The 17,815-nt window shown below is 43.9% G+C and carries 21 protein-coding genes; 6 read left to right on the forward strand and 15 right to left on the reverse strand.

Translation table 11 applies throughout. The annotated features are described in order from the left end of the window. The first annotated feature begins 4 nt into the window (after positions 1-4). The 5 genes from FTU01_RS08055 to FTU01_RS08075 all read left to right on the forward strand — a co-directional run bounded on the left by FTU01_RS08055 (position 5) and on the right by FTU01_RS08075 (position 4,293). Entirely contained in the window at positions 5-559 is a 555-nt protein-coding gene (locus FTU01_RS08055) for a hypothetical protein (RefSeq protein ID WP_180138751.1), read from the forward strand. 71 nt (positions 560-630) lie between these two features. After that, positions 631-2,670 (forward strand): M3 family metallopeptidase, encoded by a 2,040-nt coding sequence (locus tag FTU01_RS08060; RefSeq protein ID WP_180138753.1) that lies wholly within the window; start codon positions 631-633, stop codon positions 2,668-2,670. Positions 2,671-2,710: 40 nt separating this feature from the next. Next, positions 2,711-2,923 carry a YheV family putative zinc ribbon protein gene (locus FTU01_RS08065; RefSeq protein ID WP_171064841.1) on the forward strand — a complete coding sequence of 71 codons (213 nt, stop codon included), beginning with the start codon at positions 2,711-2,713 and terminating at the stop codon, positions 2,921-2,923. Positions 2,924-2,937: 14 nt separating this feature from the next. Continuing rightward, positions 2,938-3,357 carry a hypothetical protein gene (locus tag FTU01_RS08070; protein WP_034169654.1) on the forward strand — a complete coding sequence of 140 codons (420 nt, stop codon included), beginning with the start codon at positions 2,938-2,940 and terminating at the stop codon, positions 3,355-3,357. Between the two features lie 60 nt (positions 3,358-3,417). Continuing rightward, positions 3,418-4,293 (forward strand): DMT family transporter, encoded by an 876-nt coding sequence (locus FTU01_RS08075; RefSeq protein WP_179992774.1) that lies wholly within the window; start codon positions 3,418-3,420, stop codon positions 4,291-4,293. Between the two features lie 48 nt (positions 4,294-4,341). Here the strand turns inward: FTU01_RS08075 and FTU01_RS08080 are convergent, their stop codons facing one another. From FTU01_RS08080 to FTU01_RS08100, 5 genes are all read right to left on the reverse strand, one after another. Beyond that, a complete protein-coding gene (locus tag FTU01_RS08080) occupies positions 4,342-6,624 on the reverse strand; it encodes a TRAP transporter large permease subunit (protein ID WP_179992773.1) in 2,283 nt (760 codons plus the stop codon). A 177-nt stretch (positions 6,625-6,801) separates the two neighbouring features. Continuing rightward, positions 6,802-7,374: a rhombosortase gene (gene rrtA / locus FTU01_RS08085; protein WP_104425691.1), complete on the reverse strand. Its 573-nt coding sequence runs from the start codon at positions 7,372-7,374 to the stop codon at positions 6,802-6,804. A gap of 72 nt (positions 7,375-7,446) precedes the next feature. Beyond that, positions 7,447-8,487, reverse strand: coding sequence for a hypothetical protein (locus FTU01_RS08090; RefSeq protein ID WP_004786877.1), 1,041 nt, complete (start codon positions 8,485-8,487; stop codon positions 7,447-7,449). Between the two features lie 545 nt (positions 8,488-9,032). Next, complete coding sequence (locus tag FTU01_RS08095) at positions 9,033-9,419, reverse strand: hypothetical protein (protein ID WP_159122623.1); 387 nt, start codon at positions 9,417-9,419, stop codon at positions 9,033-9,035. Continuing rightward, positions 9,412-9,669 carry a succinate dehydrogenase assembly factor 2 gene (locus FTU01_RS08100; protein ID WP_034590267.1) on the reverse strand — a complete coding sequence of 86 codons (258 nt, stop codon included), beginning with the start codon at positions 9,667-9,669 and terminating at the stop codon, positions 9,412-9,414. Before FTU01_RS08100 ends, FTU01_RS08095 begins: the two co-directional genes overlap by 8 nt. A 182-nt stretch (positions 9,670-9,851) precedes the next feature. On the opposite strand from FTU01_RS08100, the gene FTU01_RS08105 reads away from it, so the two are divergent. Next, the gene (locus FTU01_RS08105) at positions 9,852-11,024 is read left to right on the forward strand and encodes an acyl-CoA dehydrogenase family protein (RefSeq protein ID WP_166135560.1); all 1,173 of its coding nucleotides are present in this window, start codon (positions 9,852-9,854) and stop codon (positions 11,022-11,024) included. 53 nt (positions 11,025-11,077) lie between these two features. On the opposite strand, the gene FTU01_RS08110 is transcribed toward FTU01_RS08105, so the two are convergent. The 10 genes from FTU01_RS08110 to rpmD all read right to left on the reverse strand — a co-directional run bounded on the left by FTU01_RS08110 (position 11,078) and on the right by rpmD (position 17,815). Then, complete coding sequence (locus tag FTU01_RS08110; protein WP_180047877.1) at positions 11,078-12,568, reverse strand: NAD(P)/FAD-dependent oxidoreductase; 1,491 nt, start codon at positions 12,566-12,568, stop codon at positions 11,078-11,080. Between the two features lie 207 nt (positions 12,569-12,775). Beyond that, on the reverse strand, positions 12,776-13,141 hold the full coding sequence (gene rplQ, locus FTU01_RS08115; protein WP_004786886.1) for a 50S ribosomal protein L17: 366 nt from the start codon (positions 13,139-13,141) through the stop codon (positions 12,776-12,778). A gap of 18 nt (positions 13,142-13,159) precedes the next feature. Beyond that, positions 13,160-14,167: a DNA-directed RNA polymerase subunit alpha gene (locus FTU01_RS08120; RefSeq protein ID WP_004786889.1), complete on the reverse strand. Its 1,008-nt coding sequence runs from the start codon at positions 14,165-14,167 to the stop codon at positions 13,160-13,162. A gap of 16 nt (positions 14,168-14,183) precedes the next feature. Then, positions 14,184-14,810, reverse strand: coding sequence for a 30S ribosomal protein S4 (rpsD, locus tag FTU01_RS08125; RefSeq protein ID WP_004786890.1), 627 nt, complete (start codon positions 14,808-14,810; stop codon positions 14,184-14,186). Positions 14,811-14,822: 12 nt separating this feature from the next. After that, entirely contained in the window at positions 14,823-15,209 is a 387-nt protein-coding gene (gene rpsK / locus FTU01_RS08130) for a 30S ribosomal protein S11 (RefSeq protein ID WP_001040166.1), read from the reverse strand. A 19-nt stretch (positions 15,210-15,228) separates the two neighbouring features. After that, positions 15,229-15,585: a 30S ribosomal protein S13 gene (rpsM, locus tag FTU01_RS08135; RefSeq protein WP_004786893.1), complete on the reverse strand. Its 357-nt coding sequence runs from the start codon at positions 15,583-15,585 to the stop codon at positions 15,229-15,231. Between the two features lie 107 nt (positions 15,586-15,692). Then, positions 15,693-15,809: a 50S ribosomal protein L36 gene (gene rpmJ, locus FTU01_RS08140; protein ID WP_000867907.1), complete on the reverse strand. Its 117-nt coding sequence runs from the start codon at positions 15,807-15,809 to the stop codon at positions 15,693-15,695. A gap of 20 nt (positions 15,810-15,829) precedes the next feature. Further along, entirely contained in the window at positions 15,830-17,149 is a 1,320-nt protein-coding gene (secY, locus tag FTU01_RS08145; protein ID WP_171505548.1) for a preprotein translocase subunit SecY, read from the reverse strand. Between the two features lie 45 nt (positions 17,150-17,194). Beyond that, positions 17,195-17,635: a 50S ribosomal protein L15 gene (rplO, locus tag FTU01_RS08150; RefSeq protein WP_166135557.1), complete on the reverse strand. Its 441-nt coding sequence runs from the start codon at positions 17,633-17,635 to the stop codon at positions 17,195-17,197. Between the two features lie 3 nt (positions 17,636-17,638). Then, entirely contained in the window at positions 17,639-17,815 is a 177-nt protein-coding gene (gene rpmD, locus FTU01_RS08155) for a 50S ribosomal protein L30 (protein WP_004786899.1), read from the reverse strand.

A 17,815-nucleotide genomic window follows, 5' to 3' on the forward strand; every position in this document is an offset into this window, starting at 1 on the left:
TAAATTGGATACAGTTAATATTCTTACATTGATCATTTCCCTCACAGCGCTACTTGTAACCTATGCAGTGTTTAAATCAGATCAACAGCCACAGATTCTTATTTTTGCTACACCTCATTATGGAAAAGAATCTTTAATTCAACTTCATGTTAAAAATATCGGTAAATCTATCGCTCACAATGTAAGAGTCTTTAGCGACCAGCCTATTCCTCAAGCAGCATTTGGAATTGAGAAATTAACTTCTAATAAGCAATATTTTGATTCTGGTATTTTTAAAAATGGAATAAAAGTATTTCCACCTAATCAAAGTTACATATACGATTGGGGACAATATGGAGGTCTTAAAGAATCATTAAATAATACATCTATCACCTTCACTGTGACTTATTCTTATAAACATCCTTTGAACCTGTGGAAAACCAAAATCACTAATATCTCTATTATCGATATAAATGAACTAGAATCTCTTCCTTCATCCAATCGCGGCATCTTAGAACAATTAAAAAATATCAATAAATCTTTAACAACCTTAAATCAAAAAATTGAGAAAAAATTATAGATAGCTTGATTTCCCTGCCAATAAGCCCTACATCTAGATTTAACATAGGAAATGACTTCGGCAGAAACGACATGACATTAGAAAAAGCAACTTTACCCGTTCCACAATTTGATCAGATTACCCTGGCAGATCTTAAACAAAAAATTGAAAACTGCATTCAGCAAGGTTTGCAATTTCTAAATAAACTGAACCAGACACCTGATACTGTCCAGGAGCAACTTGCGGTTCTGAAACAGGTTGATACGTTAGAAAATAATATGAGCGAGTCCTGGGGCGTTTTGTCGCATCTGAACGCAGTTATGAATAATAGTGAAACCCGTGATGTCTATCAGGCATTATTACCAGGTCTAAGTGATTACTATACCCAGTTGGGCCAGCATACGGCGCTATATCAAACCTATCAGCATGTGCAGGATGCACCAGTTTTCCATGAACTGCCGGAAGCCCAGCAAAGTGCAATTAAACTGGCGCTACGTGACTTTAAATTGTCAGGCGTAGCTCTAGAGGGTGAAGCAAAAAAACGCTATGCGGAAATTTCTGCACGTTTGTCACAACTTTCCTCAGATTTCTCCAATCATGTACTGGATGCAACTCAAGCTTATTTCAGACCGCTTAAGGAAGAAGAATTAGCGGGGCTGTCTGAAAGTAATATTGAACTGTTAAAACAATATGGCCAGCAACGTGAACTGGATCAGCCGGTTGCTACTTTAGATTTCCCGTCTTATCTGGCAATTATGACTCACGCCGAAGATCGTGGCCTGCGTGAAGAACTCTATAAAGCCTATACCACACGCGCGTCAGATCAGTCCGAACAGACTGAATTTGACAATACTGCCATCATGGAAGAAATCCTGAAACTACGTCAGGAAATGGCAGCGCTATTAGGCTTTAATAACTATGCCGAATATTCACTAGCCAGCAAAATGGCACCAAATGTCGAAGCTGTGGATGAATTCCTGCGTGATTTGGCGGAACATGCCCGTGCGCCTGCTGAACAGGAAGTGGCTGAACTGAAAGCCATTGCTGCTGAAGATGGTATTACTGAATTAAAGCCCTGGGACAGCAGTTACTATTCTGAAAAGTTGAAAATGCAGCAGTTTAATCTGTCTCAGGAATCGCTAAAACCCTATTTCCCGGCTCCAAAAATTCTGCAAGGCCTGTTCAGTATCCTGAAACGTTTATATGACATTCAGGTGGTTGAACGTGAAGCGCCAGTTTGGCATCCAGATGCGCGTTATTTTGAACTGGAAGATCAGGGCGAAGTGATTGGCGGTTTCTATTTCGATCTCTATGCACGTCAGGGCAAACGTGGCGGTGCCTGGATGAGCGGCTTCCGTTCACGCATGCAAATTGCTGAAGGCCTGCAAAAACCAATCTGTTATATGGTAGCAAACTTTACTCCACCTGTGGGTAACCGCCCTGCACTACTGACTCATGATGAAGTGATTACCCTGTTTCATGAGTTTGGTCACGGTCTGCATCATATGCTGACAGAGGTGGACAATATTGCCGTGGCTGGTACGCATGGCGTGGATTGGGATGCTGTCGAACTACCAAGCCAGTTTATGGAATTCTGGGCCTGGGATCAGGACAGCTTAAACCTGCTCAGCGAACATATCGAAACCAAGGAAGTCTTACCTGCTGACTTGTTAAAAGCTTTATTAGATGCCCGTTTCTTCCAGTCCGGTATGCAAACTTTGCGTCAGCTGGAATTTGCTTTATTCGACCTGACCATTCACCGTGCCAATCCAGCATTGAGTGCTGAACAGATTCAGGCAACCTTAAACGAGATTCGTGAAAAATATGCCGTTTTACCTACTACAGCATATAACCGATTCCAGCACAGCTTCAGTCATATCTTCGCGGGTGGATATGCAGCGGGCTATTATTCTTATAAATGGGCAGAAGTTTTGGCCAGTGATGCCTTCGATCGCTTCGAAGAAGAAGGAATTTTTAATACTGAAACTGGAAAGCAGTTTAGACAAAAAATTCTAGCAGTTGGCGGAAAAGATACAGCACTTGACGCATTTATCAATTTCCGCGGACGCGAGCCAAAAATAGATGCTTTGTTACGTCATCAAGGTTGGACGAACCGCTCTAAAAACGCTTAAACTACGTTTTTAAGTAAATCACAGGGTGAGTATGATGGCTATCAAACGTCGTTTCATTGCAGGCGCAAAATGTCCTAAATGTCAGGCGTTGGATCGGATCGTTATGCTGACCTCTGGTGAAGCTGAATGGATTGAATGTATCGAATGTGGGTATGAAGAAAACCGTCCTACCCATATCGAGGAACCTGAGTCACCAGCCGTTCCGGATGAAATTGGTGTGATTCAGTTTAAACCCCGTCAGCCAAAAGAATAATTTCGGGAACCTAAATGACTCTAGATCATCGACAAAATCCTAAACTTTTATGGGGAATAGTGAGTGGATTAATTGTTGTGATTATTGCTGTTTTAATAATTACACAGTTTTTTCTCACGCAAAATGAAACATTACCAGCACATCAGGGTGACTTGATGCATGCACCGGTGACACAAGCCGCACCTAAAGCAGAACCTGAACCAGAAGAAATTGTGCCTACTTCTGAAAATGTTCTGGTCGATGCCTCTATTATAAGAGAAGAAGTCACTGAGAATGCCACTTTGGCGAAAGAAGAAATTGCCAAACTGGAAGATATTCAGCAACAGCTCAATGAGCAGGAAAAAAGCCTGAAGCAACAGCATAGTGATGCGGATGAGCTGATTAAACTCAAAGAGGAACAAATCAAGTTACTCGAAGCACAACTGGCACAATAGTCGGAATGAGTTAGGGATTTTCAGCTAGAATATCCACAGATTTTCTAGCTAAGTTCCCTCATGAGTGTAGCCTCTCCCTCGCATCTGGTTAAGGCAATTGTCTTTCTGACCTGTTCCGCCTTCTTGTTTTCAGTCATGGGCGTCTGTATCCGCTTTGCCTCACACACCGTTGACAATGCCACTGTGGTATTTTTCCGGAATTTTGTCGGCCTGTTTATCTTTCTGCCGTTAATCTTCAATAAAGGCATTAGTTTTTTTAAAACTGAAAAACTCTGGATGCACACCTGGCGCTCTGTCGCAGGTCTGACGGCGATGTATGGATTTTTCTATGCCATTGCACATTTAAAGCTCTCCAATGCCATGGTCTTTACCTATTCCTCACCAATTTTTATTCCGCTGATTGCTTGGCTGTTTCTAAAAGAAAAAGTCACTCAAAGCATGTTACTGGCTGCTGCGATCGGTTTTATTGGCGTGTTGTGCGTAGCTAAGCCTGATTCCGGTTTATTTAACCTAATGTCTGTGATTGGCTTGAGTGCCAGCTTCTTGGCTGCTATGGCTTTTGTCACGGTTCGCGCATTGACCCAAACTGAACCACCAGAACGAATTGTGTTTTATTTCTGTCTGATCGGCACCCTGATTTCCATGATTCCAATGTTCTGGCATTGGCGTCCTTATACCCTGACTGAACTCGGTTATTTAATTGCAGCCGGTTTATTGGCAAATACCAGCCAGTTATTTCTATCCAATGCTTATAAACTGGCACCTGCTGGTCAGATTGGACCAGTGAACTATATTGCGATTTTCTTCGCTGGCTTATGGGGCTATTTATTCTGGCAGGAAGTTCCGGATCTCTATAGCCTGCTCGGATTAGGGCTGATTTTTTGTGGGATTTTACTTTGCAGTCCTGTTTTACAAAATAAGCTTAGGCTGCGTTAAGGCCACAATAAAAAAAGCACCCGAAGGTGCTTTTTTTATTTGCTTAAATTACTGATACCAGCCGAAGAGTTTAAATACATAAGGTACATAGGCAATGATCAGCATCGCTGGCAGTAACACGATCATCGGTAAAATCCAGCGCTCATAACGGTAATAAAAGGACTTATGTCGAACTTCTGCATCCGCCTCGGCCACCTCAGCATCACCAATGGATTGCCTTGCCAACAGATGGTTCAGAGCAACTGGTGGTGTCACATAACCCAACTCGAAACCAATCAAGGTAATCATCCAGAAATGTACCGGATGAATTCCATACTGATAGGCGACTGGTGCAACCGTTGCTGAAATCAGGATCACTGCGCCGAATGGGTCCATAATCATGCCAACGAACACCATCAGGCCAACAATCATGGAAATCACCAGAATGGTACTGCTAATATCTGTCGGGAACGCTTCCATAATTTCCATACGTTCCAGCAGGCCGCCCACACTGACAGACAGTGCCATCAGGATCACCAGCGCACCAATGTGTCCAACCGTTTCACTGGTCGAAATGTGTAATGATTTCCAGAAGCCAACTTGACGCAGGCTTTCACCAACAGCCGAACGTTTTACACCATGGTCTACAGCCAGCTCACTGCCCTGCTGCTCAATATGGTCTGCTTCACGATATTCAGCATTAATGGCTGTACCAGCGGTCGCCATTGCAGGCGTATTTGCTGAACCTAAGGTGGTGGTTAAGGTTTCATCCCAATGTCCCACTGGCGGTAATGGTGCAGGCTCGTGACGCAACTTATCAAATAGCACGATCATCAACAGAATGACTGGCATCATGACAGGCGCAGTAAATTCATTCAGATCTGTAGACAAGGCATATTTGTAGAACAGCCAGATCAGGATGAAAATCACGATATAAGGAATCACATTTACAAAGGCACGTGCAGACTGTGGTGCAGCCAGACCAGGTGCAGCAATACGGAACTTGCTTTCAGCAAAGAATAGCGAAATGATCAGGAACAATGTTGAACTGAGCAAGAAGACGTAGACACCGTAGTGATACAGCATATCTGTCGTCACTTCCTTGTTCAGTGAAGCCACCACAACAATTAATAGACATGGACGTAATACCACACCGAGTGAACCCGACATGGCGGTTGCTGCCAAGGCAAACTGACGGCGACCACCGGCATTCCACACTTCCTTATAAATGATCGCACCTGCAGCAATCACGAAAATCCCGGATGCACCGGTATAAGCGGTTGGTAATGCAGCTGCCAGCAGGATTAACCAGGTCAAGGTTTCTGGCGCCAGATTCCATGGACGCAGGATATTCAGGAACATGTCTACGACACGGGTTTGTTTCAGCAACATACCGGCCCAGATAAATAAGGCCAGATTTAGGAAGATGCTCGAAAACTCAACCAGTTGCCCCAGATAGATGCCCTGACCCATCGGGTAATCCATCAAGAAGACAAAGTTAAACCCGGTACTGATGGCCATATAGGCATACAGTGGCACGCTTAAGAAAGCCAGCCCGAAACTGCCCCCTTCTCGGGTCGCCTGAGGTGGCTTAATGACTTGATACAAACTGATCAGGGTCAATGTCCCAAAGAGAATCATCCATAGCCAGTAGACATACTTCATGTCTCCCATTGGCACCCCGGAATTCAGCACCGACATATATTGGCTATAGGAAGAATAGACCAGGAAACTGTTCGCGATCAGCATCGCCACAGAATAGACTTTAAAGTCGATACGAGTGGCTGGACTACGTAGACCAATATGATGGGTTTTCAATGTCGCGCTGATTGCAGCAAATACCACCATAATGATGAGCAGCAAGGCACGGTTTTCAGTCCCGAACTTGAAAATGCCAAAGAATGAAGTTTCAAAACTGCGATAGGCACGAATACTTGGATGCGCTTCAATATGCGTTATCGCCTTGTCATAGAACTGGTAAGACTCTTCACAAACCTGTTGTGCCTGCATCACTGCAGCACGCACATCCGCTTCAGAACGTACACCGAAGAAATCGGCATATTCATCGGCAGCATCCGCTTTCATCTGCTCCTGAACTTTTTGATCGACATTAATATTACGATCACATTGAGGCGCTTTCGGTTCAGCACGCAAAAACGAATACTGCATGCCTGTCGCCGGATCACCATATAGACGCTCGCCCATACGCAGTAACTGACCATGAATCATTTCCCCGGTTCCAATCACTAAGGTCAGTAAGAGCAAGATGAGCACGACAAAGGTCGAGATCCACTCTGTCCAGATATAACGTAACAGACCTAATCCTGATCTGTTTTGATTATCGTTGTGCATGTATTTTCCTATTCTTGTTTTCGCGCCTTACATTCTTTTAAGCGCTGGTCTTCCTGTCTGCCCCGAAAATTCCTTTACAAGGGTCAGTATCATTATTTTCTGTTTTGACTCTGCATGAAAATCAGCAGAATAAAAATGACAATTTATCTTTTCTTTTTGTCTTTTCTGCCAACAGTTTCAGCTATCCTGGACATAATTGCCCAAGATATAGAGCAATGCGACTACCACTCCCCAGATCACCCCTAATAAATGCGCTTCGACCAGTACCGGACTGCCGATAAGTTGTGCAGTTTCCTGATTTCCAATGGTATTTTCCCAAATCAGTTTGGCAAAGATTAAAAATAATACCAGCACGGCAAATCCACGTTCGCGTTGATAAAGCAGATGCACACAGGCGACTGCGACATAAGCCCCATGTAATACCCCGGATAGTCCTGCATATGCTTCAATATTTGGCAGGAAAAAATAAAAACTCAGGCTGATCAACGGCGGCAGAATCAAAAGAATCGAGACGAAATGCCACACAGATGCACGGGGGAAAATGAAAGGTAGACAGATAAAGGCAAGAATATTCAGAAAATAATGGGCCCAGCCGACATGCACCCAGTGCGCGGTCCAGAGCCGCCAAAACTCCCCGAGCAGGCTTTCCTGCCAGTAGATGAAAGCATCGTTAAAGATTTGCAAACTCGCTGAAAGAGAGACAAAAGCCGCCAGAAAAATAATTTTTCGTCGAAGATGTTGATCTTGCATCGGCTCCTTGAACTCCTTTCAGCATATTGAAAATGACCTCTATGAGCATCATTCACTTAATTTTTCATTAAATTATAGGTCAGCGCTAAACAGATCATCCAGTTCTGAAGAATTATCTGTTTCATCCCAGAAGGTCTGCATGCCATCATCTGCACTACGAATACCGGTATTTTCAGTCCAGTAACGGTCAGAAATACCATTCACCATAATGGCAGCCATACTGTCGATCAGCTTGAACTGAGGATTGACTGGCTTTTCATCACTACGTGCCTGATCAAAGGTTCTTAGCGCATCACGGATTTTGGCATCATCCCCACTGGCCTGTGCCGCTACAGCATATAAGGCATGTGATAAACGTACACCTTTTTGCTCACCGATTTGTACTGACTGTTTCAGAGTTTGGTAAGGATCAGGTTTCCCATCACCTGCCCCTGGCAATAAAGTCCAGATCACAGCACGGGTTGCATTTGGTGCGCCCCAGAATTTGGTATTATCCAGACAGGTCATGCCACGCTCGACCACAGCCGCAATATCTTTAGGTACTTGTACGGCCCCACCCGAGTTAATGTCATTGGTCATGGCTTGTAAGCCACTCAGCATGCCCAGCAGATAAACTGTCTGTTCAATATCACTGTTCATGCGTGGACAGCCTTCACCCAGCGCTTTTTTATATTTTTTCTCATAACGGGTCTGGAATAACTGATAACCCGTATACTGGCGTTGTGCGGCCAGTGCAGCCCAGCGTTTCTGCTCAATCCGCGCATCCTGAGCTTCAGTCACCTGGTTGACTTTAGAAGCACGCAGATACCGTAGCTCTGCATCCAGCGCTTTCTGCTCGGCACAAATCCCCGCTGCGGAGTACATCAGTACCGCAACACGAGTCGGATCAGCCCCCATTTCCTTGGTCGACATGATGGCTGGTGTTAAAGAATTCCCGGAATTACACACCATCTCGGCATCATCCATCGCCAGGATTGGTGGAACAATATGCTTTTCAGTGAAGCCCAGCGCCACATTGGCACCGGTTTTAATGACCTGAGAACATCCTGTTAGAACTGTTGTTGTTATTGCAATGGTCGCCATACCTTGGCATATTTTTCGGACGCTCGACATTTTCCTGTCCTCTATAATTGTGATTATGTCCATTATTCTGCTAAACATATCAGAAGCATATAACGAATAAAAGAGTATTTACTCTAATTTAGACCAGACACTTTGCCATTAAATTGCCCAGCTGCAATTGACTGCAGTAGATAAAATCCCAAATTTTGGGCAAAAAAAAGTAGCATTGCGACGGTTCAGCACATGCTACTTATCAACTTGGCAAGCCGAGAAGAAAATAGGTTCTCGAGCTTAATTCTGTTATTTAGGTGAAAATCTGTCCTTCAGCACCGTTCCCAGCCGTCCTATGACTAGGGCCATCACAATCGCAACGATCAAAAACATCCACATTGGAAATTCCATCATGATCTCCTGTGTTCGCTGTTGGTGACTTAAATGTACCTGCTTATAAAAAAAGCAGCTGAAAAATTGTCAGACAATTCATTGTTTTTACAGAGAAATGTGATTTTTTGTCTGACAATTCAAGCGGGGTTAGCGGATAAATCTTTATTTTTAATCAATTTATTTAAAATTTCGGAATATCATTTGTCGGACAATTAAAGTATTTTTGTCAAAACTTTCAAAGACTTCCATTGTTTAAAAGGCAACTGGTCACACCAGATGAGCAACGGACGTGCTTTTGCATGCTGGAAATACACCACGATATAAGCTTGGTGATCAATCACGTGACTGATCAACACTCGCCGTGTGCCTTGCGCAGCTGCTGTCAGTGACCATTCACGTCCATCCAGATATTCAAACTGCTCAATGTGCGGTGTCTTACGATAAAACAACTGGTAGATGACCACTCCGATGACGCCACAAACCAGCCAAATTATCACAGGCAATAACTGATACAGCAGGAACATTAATACAGCGAAAATAAAAAGCTGAAACACCAGCGCACACTTGCTGCGTTTCAGCTTGAAACAACGATTATCCATGAACGTAAAATTTAAGCTTCTTGATAAAATCTTTTAATTCAGGGCGTGGGGGTTCAGACACTTCCATAAACCAGTCCAGCAGGTCTGGATCTTCCTGTGCAACCAGCTCAGCAAACATCTGTTTTTCGAAGGGATCAGCAGTGAGATAATAGTTTTTCACGTAGGGATCAAAATATACATCGATCTCTTTCAAGCCACGACGCGCGCGATAAATCACTTTGCGCTCTTCTAAGGTGATGTCATCAGTCATCGAATTTTCCCAACTCGTTACAAACCTGAGTAGTTTACCTTAAGCCATTGCTGAATTTCGAGGTATTTCATACAAATGACCAAAAGCATCAGTAGATTCCCCAGATTTGAACATTCAGCTCATTGTTCCCTCATCTGCTCTATCTTAAGTTAAATAAAACATCACAATAAGGGAATTATAAGATGCATTCGAGCGCGATCCGTCCATTGGCCAGCATGCTGCCACGTCAGCTTTTCAATGATGAACATGAAGCCTTTCGGGAGATGGTCCGTAAATTCTATGAAAAGGAAGTGATTCCTCATACAGAAAAATATGAACAGCAACAGCATATCGATCGTGAGCTCTGGAATAAAGCCGGTGAACTTGGCCTTCTCTGTGCCACGATGCCTGAAGCTTATGGCGGTTCAGGGGTGGATCGTTTATACAGTATGATCCTGATCGAGGAACAGGCCTATGCAGGCGACTCTGCGACAGGATTTTCACTGCACTCCGATATCGTGGCCAATTATATTCTGAACTTTGGCAATGAAACACAAAAGCAGCAATGGCTCCCGAAAATGGCTACAGGTGAAGTGGTCACGGCAATTGCGATGACCGAACCTGGAACTGGCTCAGACCTGCAGGCAGTACGCACTAGTGCTGTATTAGAGGGTGATGAGTATGTGATTAATGGTTCCAAGATATTCATTACCAATGGCTATCTTTGTGATACGGCAATTGCGGTATGTAAGACGGGTCATAGTGAGAAAGGCTCTGCCAATCTTTCTTTGATTATGGTCGAAGCAGATCGTGCAGGATTTAGTAAAGGTAAACCCTTAAATAAAATCGGCATGAAAGGTCAGGATACCTGTGAACTGTTCTTTGACAATGTCCGTGTGCCTAAAGAAAACCTGCTAGGTCAGGAAGGCATGGGTTTTATGATGCTGATGAAAGAACTGGCTTGGGAGCGGTTAATTGTGGCCATCATATGTCAGGCAGGGGCAGAAGCGGCATTCGCACATACGGTAAAATACACCAAAGAACGTCAAGCCTTTGGCAAACCGATCAGCGCTTTTCAAAATACCCGTTTTAAACTGGCAGAACTGCGTACCGAAATTGAAATCTGCCGAGCTTATCTGGACCGTTGTATGCAACTACAGCTTATTCAAAAATTGGGAGTTGATGCCGCCGCAGCTGCTAAATACAAAATTTCTGAACTGTATAGCAAAGTGGTGGATGAATGCCTACAACTGCATGGCGGTTATGGCTATATGCTGGAATATCCGATTGCACGAGCGTACCTGGATAATCGCGCGAACCGCATTTATGCAGGAACCAATGAAATCATGAAGGAACTGATTTCCAGATCACTCTAATTTGAAATATGAAAAAGGAGTACATCAGGTACTCCTTTTATCTATGTCTATACTTAAGACACCAATCTTGGCTTGGCTGGCACAGCACTGGATTTCGATTTGAATTTCAATACTCCATCTTCAAAAGATGCCGTTTTAAGCTCTTTACGGTCTGCCAAGTAGTTATTAGATACTTTCCAAGGTGCATGCTTACCCTGTTTCGGCATCACATCTGCGGCACGGGCAATATAGCCTGAAGTTAAACTACCCATCACCGTATCTTCAAGTAATTCCGTAGCATCCCCTTCTGGAATCACTTCATCATAACCATGCTGATCCATATAATTGAGCAGACGGCAGATATATTCTGCGGCAATATCCACTTTCAAGGTCCAGGAAGCATTGATATAGCCAATAATCAGCGCCATATTCGGTACATCACTGACCATCACCCCTTGATACAGCATATGCTTCGACGTATCCAAAGGCTTGCCGTCCATCGTGGCCTGAATACCACCCAGAATCTGAATATTTAAACCAGTAGCAGACACAATAATATCCGCATCCAGATGTTTACCTGATTTCAGCTGAATCCCAGTTTCAGTAAATTTCTCGATATGATCTGTTTCTACAGATGCATGACCTTCACGCAGGATTTTGAATAAATCCCCATCTGGCACTACACATAGGCGCTGATCCCAAGGTTCATAATTCGGGGTAAAGTGTTTCATATCCACTTTCCCTTTCAACTGAAACTGTACAGATTTCAATAATAATGTTTTTAGTAATTTTGGCTGTTTTTGTGCAAGTGCGTAGATACCACGCTGCATGCCGATATTACGCGCACGGGTCAGCTTATAGGCCACGTCTTCTGGCAATAATTTACGCATTTTTGAGTAAATCATGTCGATCGAAGGAACTGAAGCGATATAGGTTGGAGAGCGCTGTAACATGGTCACATGCCCTGCACCGCCTTTCACCATGGCTGGAACTAGGGTAATCGCTGTCGCACCACTGCCAATAATCACTACTTTTTTTCCGCTATAGTCCAGATTTTCAGGCCAATGCTGCGGGTGAATGAATGTACCTTTGAATGCATCCTGATTCGGGAATTCCGGCTGGAAGCCTTGATCATAATTGTAGTAACCCGTACAGCCAAGAACAAAGTTAGCGATCCAGGTCTGCTTTTTGCCCTGAGCGTTTTCAGCTACGACTGACCATTTACGTGTCGCTGAATCATAATTGGCACTAACGACGCGATGTTGAAAATGAATTTTTGAGCTCAAGTTAAATTCCTGAACCACTTCTGCAAGATAATTTTTAATTGCCGAGCCAGAAGCCAATACACTTTCTTTTTTCCAAGGCTTAAAGTTGAAGCCAAAAGTCGACATGTCCGAATCTGAACGGATACCAGGATATTTAAACAGGTCCCACGTACCGCCAAAGCTTTCGCGACGTTCAATAATTTCGAATGAGCGTTGAGGACTATGTTTAGAAAGATGGGCCGCCAGACCAATTCCCGAGATCCCCGCGCCTACAATTAAAATATCAACTTGCTTTTCCATATTCTTCTTTTACCTGAGCATTGTCATATATTTTATTAAATCACAAAATTGACAATACACAATGTCAAGTTTGAATAAAAGTGATTATTTTCTTATCTTTTCAGGACAAATTTCTAAACTGCCTGATAATGGGTAAATGCAAGACAATAAAAAAGGCCGGTTTATTCAACCGACCTTTTCGAACAACGTTTGCTGCTCTACACGAAATTAGTTAACTTCGCGATCTACTAGCTCAACGTAAGCCATCGGTGCAGCATCACCTGCACGGAAGCCCGCTTTAAGAACACGTAGATAACCGCCGTTACGCTCTTTATAACGAGGGCCAAGAACGGTAAATAATTTACCAACAGTTGCAGCTGAACGAGTACGAGCAAACGCCAAACGACGGTTTGCTACTGTATCGACTTTAGCTAAAGTGATTAAAGGCTCAGCAACACGACGTAATTCTTTTGCTTTAGGCACAGTTGTTTTGATCAACTCGTGCTCGAACAAAGAGTTAGCCATGTTTTGGAACATCGCTTTACGATGACTGCTTGTACGGCCTAATTTCACACCACTATTACGATGACGCATGGTGATAGTCCTACTTAATTAACGGCTACGATAGGCGAAACGATCGTCCATACGGAGACTAGCTGGTGGCCAGTTCTCTAAACGCATGCCGAGTTGTAAGCCTTTGGAAGCCAGAACATCTTTGATCTCAGTAAGCGATTTTTTACCAAGGTTAGGAGTTTTAAGTAACTCAACCTCAGTACGCTGTACAAGATCACCAATGTAGTAAATGTTTTCTGCTTTCAAACAGTTAGCAGAACGAACAGTTAGCTCTAGATCATCTACTGGACGAAGCAAAATTGGATCAACTTCTTCACGAGGTTCTTGAGCCACAGGAGCTTGATCTTTCTGAAGATCAACAAAAATTGCAATTTGTTGTTGCAAGATTGTTGCCGCTTTGCGGATTGCTTCTTCTGGATCAACTGTACCGTTGGTTTCAAGATCAATGACCAGTTTATCAAGGTCAGTACGTTGTTCTACACGAGCGTTTTCCACTGTGTAAGACACACGTTTGATCGGGCTGTAAGATGCATCTAACTGTAAGCGACCCACTGGGCGAGTCTCGCCTTCTGGGAAACGTGAGTCAGAAGTCTCGTAGCCACGGCCTTGAGCCACTTTCAGGCGCATCTTAAGATTGCCTGATGCACTTAACGTGCCGATCAAGTGTTCAGGGTTAACCACTTCAACATTATGAGGTAAACGAAGGTCAGCCGCAGTTACGTCGCCTGGACCTTGTTTCTCTAATGTTAAATAAGCTTCATTTTGATCGAACAGCTTAATAGACAATCCTTTTAGGTTCAGCAAGAGCTCGACGATGTCCTGCTGCAAGCCTTCCAAAGTACTGTACTCGTGCTCAACACCTTCAATCTCAACTTCTACCACAGCAGCGCCAGGTAAAGAAGAAAGAAGGATGCGACGTAAAGCATTGCCCAGAGTATGACCAAAGCCACGCTCTAAGGGTTCTAGAATAACTTTTGCCGAGGTCCCGCTTGCCGCTTCGACCTTGATCGCTTGCGGAGTTAGAAACTCATTTGCAGTACGCGTCATATTGCTACCTCAAGGATTATTTAGAATACAATTCTACAATCAAGCTTTCGTTGATTTCAGCAGGTAAATCAGAACGATCCGGTGCAGCTTTGAACGTACCTTCTAGTTTAGAATGATCTACTTCCATCCAAGAAGGAATGCCACGTTGAGCAGCTAATTCAATTGCGTTTTTGATACGTAATTGTTGTTTAGCGCCTTCGTGAACTGCAATCACGTCACCAGCTTTAACTTGGATAGACGCGATGTTAACGCGGCGGCCATTTAAAGTGATTGAACGATGAGATACTAACTGACGAGCTTCTGCACGTGTAGAACCAAAACCCATGCGATAAACAACGTTATCAAGACGGCTTTCGAGCAATTTCAACAGGTTTTCACCAGTTGCGCCTTTAACACGAGCAGCTTCTTTGTAGTAGTTACTAAATTGACGCTCTAAAACACCGTACATACGACGTACTTTTTGTTTTTCACGTAATTGTAGTGAGTACTCAGATTGTTTACCGCCACGAGCTCCACCATGTTGACCAGGAGCTTTAGCGTGTTTTTTAGTTTTGACGTCAAATGGTTTAACGCCAGATTTTAATTGCAGGTCTGTCCCTTCGCGGCGAGAGAGTTTGCATTTTGGACCAATATAACGAGCCATGAATGTTTCTCCTTACACGCGACGTTTTTTAGGTGGACGGCAACCGTTGTGAGGGATTGGAGTCACATCGGTAATGCTGTTAATTTTATAACCCACTGCACCTAATGCACGAACCGCAGACTCACGACCTGGACCAGGACCTTTCACAAGGACGTCCAAGTTTTTCAACCCGTAATCTAAAGCAGCTTTACCAGCAACTTCAGCAGCTACCTGAGCAGCAAACGGAGTTGATTTACGTGATCCACGGAAGCCTTGTCCACCTGAAGTGGCCCAAGCCAGTGCATTACCTTGACGATCGGTAATAGTCACAATGGTGTTATTAAAAGAAGCGTGAATGTGTGCAACACCTTCAGAGACGGTACGAGTGACCTTCTTGCGTGTGCGAGTATCTTTAGCCATCTTTTAGCTTCCAGAAATCTTATTTCTTAATTGGTTTGCGCGGACCTTTACGGGTACGTGCGTTAGTTTTGGTGCGTTGACCACGGACAGGCAAGCTGCGACGATGACGAAGACCGCGGTAGCAGCCTAAATCCATTAAACGTTTAATGTTCATGGAAATTTCGCGACGTAAATCACCTTCGGTCGGAACCTTGGCAATTTCTGCACGAATCGCATCAAGCTGAGCGTCATCTAATTCACGGATCTTAGTAGTAGTTGGGATACCCGCAGCAGCTAAGATTGACTTAGCAGTGTGGCGACCAATACCAAAGATGTACGTTAGAGAGATAACAGCATGCTTGTTATCCGGAATGTTTACACCGGCAATACGAGCCATTCAATTTTCTCCAAAAAGGCAGTAGAGATAATCAACCGCCCCACAAAAATCTTGAGGGGCGGATAATAACCCAATTCGCCTACTGAAATCAACAGGTCTTGATCAGATTAACCTTGACGCTGCTTATGACGAGGTTCTGCGCTACAAATTACGCGGATAACCCCATTACGACGGATAACTTTACAGCTACCACAAATTTTCTTTACAGAAGCTTGTACTTTCATGATGAAACCTCTAAGTGCGCTTATCCCTTAGGATGAGCAGTCGTTTTTCTCATTAACGTTTGATTGTCATACTGGTGCGAGGTGAGATGTGCTTGAAGCTGAGCCATAAAGTCCATCACCACCACTACCACGATCAGCAACGATGTTCCGCCCAAGCTAAATGGAATACCAAAAGAGCTTTGCAGAATCATCGGCATTAAACAGATGACAGTGATGTATATCGCGCCGATAAAGGTCAAACGATTGAGAATATGATCTAAGTAACGAGCAGTTTGCTCACCTGGACGAATACCAGGCACGTAAGCTCCGCTGCGTTTCAAGTTCTCTGACACTTCTTTAGGACTAAATACCAGTGCTGTATAGAAGTAACAGAAAAAGATAATTAACGCACCAAAGAGCACCAAATACAACGGCTGACCAGGCGATAACACCAATGCCAAGTCTTGTAGACTACGCTTGATAATTCCTGCACTTGGATCCGAACTACCAACCCATTGACCTAAGCTCGCTGGGAACAAAAGTAAAGAGCTGGCAAAAATTGCCGGAATTACACCCGCCATATTAATTTTTAATGGCAAATGTGTTTGCTGTGCAGTAAATACACGACGTCCCTGCTGCTTTTGAGCATAGTTCACCGGAATACGACGTTGCGCCTTCTCGATAAACACAATCGCTGCTAGTACAGCAATCGATAACAGACCAAAAATTGCTAGTCCAATTAGACTAGACTGGCCATTATCAACTGAAGTTAGAGACTGCATAACTAAAGTCGGCAATCCTGCAACGATACCTGCGAAGATGATCATGGAAATACCATTACCTACCCCACGCTCGGTAATTTGTTCACCCAGCCACATCAAGAACATGGTCCCCGCAACCAAAGAGGTTACTGCAGGAACATAAAAAGCCAGACCAGAGGTCAGGGTAATTCCCTGGCTGATCAGGCCAGCACACATACCAATTGCTTGCACAAGTGCAAGGAACAGCGTGCCTTGTCGTGTGTATTGGTTAATCTTACGTTTGCCCTGCTCGCCTTCTTTTTTCAAAGCTTCGAGCGATGGAACCACGGTAGACATTAACTGCACAATAATCGATGCAGAGATGTATGGCATGATCCCTAAAGCAAGAATCGACATTCGCTCTAATGCACCACCCGAAAACATGTTAAACAAACCAAGGATGGTACCTTGGTTTGCATTAAACAGATTTTCTAGCGCGGCATTATTAATCCCTGGTACTGGAATATGCGCTCCTAGTCGAAACACCAACAACGCACCAATGAGAAACATCATTCGACGAATAATTTCACGGTATTTCACATGAAATGGTTGGCCTTTCATCATGTTGACATGACCTGAAGAACTAGGAGTCATAGACACTGGGGATTACTCCTCGACTTTACCGCCAGCAGCTTCAACAGCAGCTTTAGCGCCTTTAGTCAATGCAACACCTTGTACAGTGAATGCACGAGTAATTTCACCAGAAAGTACGATACGAGCACGAGTCATGTCTTTACGTACAACGTTCGCAGCTTTTAAAGTTTCAAGAGACACGATGTCGCCTTCAACTTTAGTAAGCTCAGATAAACGTACTTCAGCAGTTTTCAAAGCCAATTGGCTAGTGAAACCGAATTTAGGCAAACGACGATAAAGTGCAGTTTGACCACCTTCGAAACCTGGACGAGTACCACCGCTCTTACGTGAGTTTTGACCTTTGATACCACGACCACCAGTCTTACCAACGCCAGAACCGATACCACGACCTAGACGAAGGTTGTCACGCTTAGCACCTTCTGCAGGTGCAATTGTATTTAAACGCAGAGTCATGGCTTATTCCTCTACACTAACCATATAGTAGACTTGGTTGATCATACCACGGTTAGAAGGCGTATCTTGCACTTCTACAGTATGACCAATACGACGCAGACCTAAACCTTTCAGGCTCAGCTTGTGATTTTTCAAGCGGTGCGATGCAGATTTAGTCTGGGTAACTTTAATCGTTTTCAT

Source organism: Acinetobacter sp. YH12043 (assembly GCF_013419915.1).
Taxonomy (GTDB): Bacteria; Pseudomonadota; Gammaproteobacteria; order Pseudomonadales; family Moraxellaceae; genus Acinetobacter.